Below are 2,819 nucleotides of genomic sequence, written 5' to 3'. Positions count from 1 at the left end.
TCGTAGGTTGGATGCTCATGTTGCGGTGCCATACCCACATCAAAGTGCTCAAGGGCAATTGTTTCTGTTGATGGACGTACTGACGACCTACCGAGTTTATCTTGAAGGTGTTTGTGCGGGCGCATTTAAGCGAGATTTAGAGTTGGTTAGACGAGAGCCAGAAAGACTGTCTTTGGAAGCATTGATAACTGCCAAGGAGCTCGTTGGACGTTCATCTGACTTTGACATTGTGGAGAGTTTACTCCCAGCATTGGAGCGCTGTATCCAGCAGACTTCAGTGGGTACCGATATAAAAAAAGTCAGGGAATACCTAGCTCTACTAGATACTAACCTGACTTTATTGAATCGTTATTTAGATCCGGAATCGGATCACACACATCGCTGGTGGCGATAGGTGATTATTTCTTTCTCGTGATACCAATAACGGTCTTTAAACTCGCAAACGCAATCAGGCAGTAAGCCAAAAGCTCAGTGCCTTCTTCAGCGATGTTTTTAACCGCTCGAACGTAATCATCGCCCATAACATTGTGCCAGAAGCTGCCCATGCCAAATAAGCGAGAGAACACCAACAGAAGCATCACGCCAGTTACTAGCAAGTTCATGTGTGGGGAAGCAAGAATAAGCGCAAGTTGATCAATGGTTTGTTTACCATTTTTAATCGCATAGAAAATTGCACTACCAGCAACCAATAGGGCAGGAACAACCCAAGCGCCATGTACAATCTTGTCGAACCAAAAGTCCATTTCACGAATAAACATCACACCGAAAAATGCACTGATGAGCATAGCAGCATGCTTAACTTCACGCTTCTCTCTCGCTAGATAAGCAAAAGATCCAGACGCGACAATAAGCAGTAACTGTTGCAGCATCTCTGTCACCGAGATCTCACCAACATTGCCATTCAACAATACAAAATCAATTCGAAGAGTAAGGTTTGCGACAATACCAATCGCTAAAACAACGAGAGCGGTTTGGCAGCGTTTGTAGATCACTTGAGATGTCGACTGAGAAAGGGTGAACTCTGGCAGTTCAAATGACATTTGAGTTTGTTCTTTCGTTTTTGATTGGCTTTTCATAATAATTCTATGTGTAAAATTTTGTAACAGGCGGGCATTCTATCGGCCTAGGTTAGGCTAATGTCAGAGATGTGTCAGAAATAAAACAGTGTTCAATTGGTGTATGTATACGGTAAACCGCTGCCTTATGGCAGACAGTTTACATAACATAATTGAATTTTTAGGGGGGGATTACAGCTTTGAGATTGGAAACTTGTAATAGAAGTGATTACTTTTCAGTTTCTTGCTCATGGTTATTGCGGTAGTACTCCCACTGTTCAATGCGCTCGCCGTCATCGAATACACAGTAAGTTGTACGCTGATTGTTTTCAGTAACCGTGTCTAATTCACCGTCCTGTTGAACACAATAAACCGCTGCTGGGTTAGCGACTGAAACACGTTGGCCTTCGCTATATTCTGCATAGTCGTTTGCACAACCGCCTAATACAACGGCACATACAGCCATCAAACCAATTTTCTTCATGTCTATCTCCTACGTGATAACTCTATAATCGAATGCGTTAAGTTCTACAGAACCAAATGAGAAGCTCTATGAAATTAGTATATTTTAGATTTCAGAAAAGGTTGTCCTAATTTGGTCAAGATATTGAAATAGGTTGATATTTCTTCATGTTTAACGACTTTTTGAGTGTTAGATCAAGCTAAGTGGATTCAAGTTACCGTAGGAATATCCCCGTCCGATCAGTTCTGGTTAGCGGTTGTGAACCTCGAATCTATTGATGATTATGATATGATGCCGCCAAATTCAGTAGAGCAGTCAGAATCATGAGACACCTAAAAACAACCATCCACCCTGATATCGACCATCTAGACAATAAAACGGTCTATAAGCGCAACGCTGCCCGTGCCATTGTGTTAGATGGTGAAGACATTCTGATGCTGTATACAGAGCGTTATCACGACTACACCATTCCTGGTGGTGGTTTGGATGAAGGCGAAGATGTGATCGCAGGTATGGTTCGTGAACTCGAAGAAGAGACTGGCGCGAAGAATATCCATAGCATCAAGCCGTTCGGCATTTTTGAAGAGTTTCGACCTTGGTACAAAGACGATGCAGACATGATGCACATGATTTCTTACTGCTACTCATGCAAGATCGATCGTGAGCTTGGTGAAACGGCTTACGAAGATTATGAAGTGAAAAATGGGATGAAACCGGTGTGGATGAATATCCATGAAGCGATCGCTCATAACGAAAAGACGATGGCAGAGAGCCCTAAAAAGGGCATGAGCATTGAGCGGGAAACGTTTCTGCTGCATTTGATTGCCAAAGAGATGCTTTAGCCGTTATCAATACTTGGGGCTGTTGACCTTTCGTGGTTAAGTTTTGTTCGATATAAAATCGTTTTAGGCGCGGCGAAGAGTATGTAGCCTAGTCATTCTAAGCAAATATTCTTCAACAAAGCATAAAACGATTTTAGCCGAACCCTTCGGGCAGCTCTTGTGGTTCATTTCTACTGCGTTATCGGCTTTTCATGTAGGCCAACTACACGTCAAAACCTCTTCCTTGTATAAATTTCCCACAAGATGCTGCAAAACCCAGCTCGAAAGGTCAACAGCCCCAGGCCTGCTAAGCTATTTATTTGCCGCCACTTTTGGCGGCAAAGTTGTTTCTAGCAATGCTAAAATTTAATAGCGGAAACTAATTATTGAATATGGTTGATATTGTCAACTAAGTGTTTTTGATGTATCTTTACCTCAACGATGAACCTATCTAGCTTAACTGCCCGGTTATATCGTTAA

General features: G+C 42.4%; 3 protein-coding genes and 1 pseudogene. 2 read left to right on the top strand and 2 right to left on the bottom strand.

The window, feature by feature from the left end:
• Window positions 1–394 (top strand): annotated as a pseudogene (locus IQQ51_RS27485) (YdcF family protein); the annotation flags it as partial.
• A gap of 4 nt (window positions 395–398) precedes the next feature.
• Here the strand turns inward: IQQ51_RS27485 and IQQ51_RS21345 are convergent.
• Together IQQ51_RS21345 and IQQ51_RS21340 are read right to left on the bottom strand one after the other, a co-directional pair.
• Window positions 399–1,076, bottom strand: a complete 678-nt coding sequence (locus tag IQQ51_RS21345; RefSeq protein WP_081231432.1) for a hypothetical protein — start codon at window positions 1,074–1,076, stop codon at window positions 399–401.
• Between the two features lie 208 nt (window positions 1,077–1,284).
• Complete coding sequence (locus tag IQQ51_RS21340) at window positions 1,285–1,539, bottom strand: DUF333 domain-containing protein (protein ID WP_017079683.1); 255 nt, start codon at window positions 1,537–1,539, stop codon at window positions 1,285–1,287.
• A 302-nt stretch (window positions 1,540–1,841) separates the two neighbouring features.
• Here IQQ51_RS21340 and IQQ51_RS21335 point away from each other — a divergent pair, with 302 nt between their 5' ends.
• A complete protein-coding gene (locus IQQ51_RS21335; protein WP_017059522.1) occupies window positions 1,842–2,360 on the top strand; it encodes an NUDIX hydrolase in 519 nt (172 codons plus the stop codon).
• Window positions 2,361–2,819: the final 459 nt, after the last annotated feature.

This window comes from Vibrio sp. OPT18 (assembly GCF_015163615.1).
In the GTDB taxonomy this organism is placed as follows: Bacteria; Pseudomonadota; Gammaproteobacteria; order Enterobacterales; family Vibrionaceae; genus Vibrio; species Vibrio coralliirubri.
The sequence above is the reverse complement of the archived record's forward strand: the minus strand, read 5'-3'. Positions and strand labels throughout refer to the sequence as shown.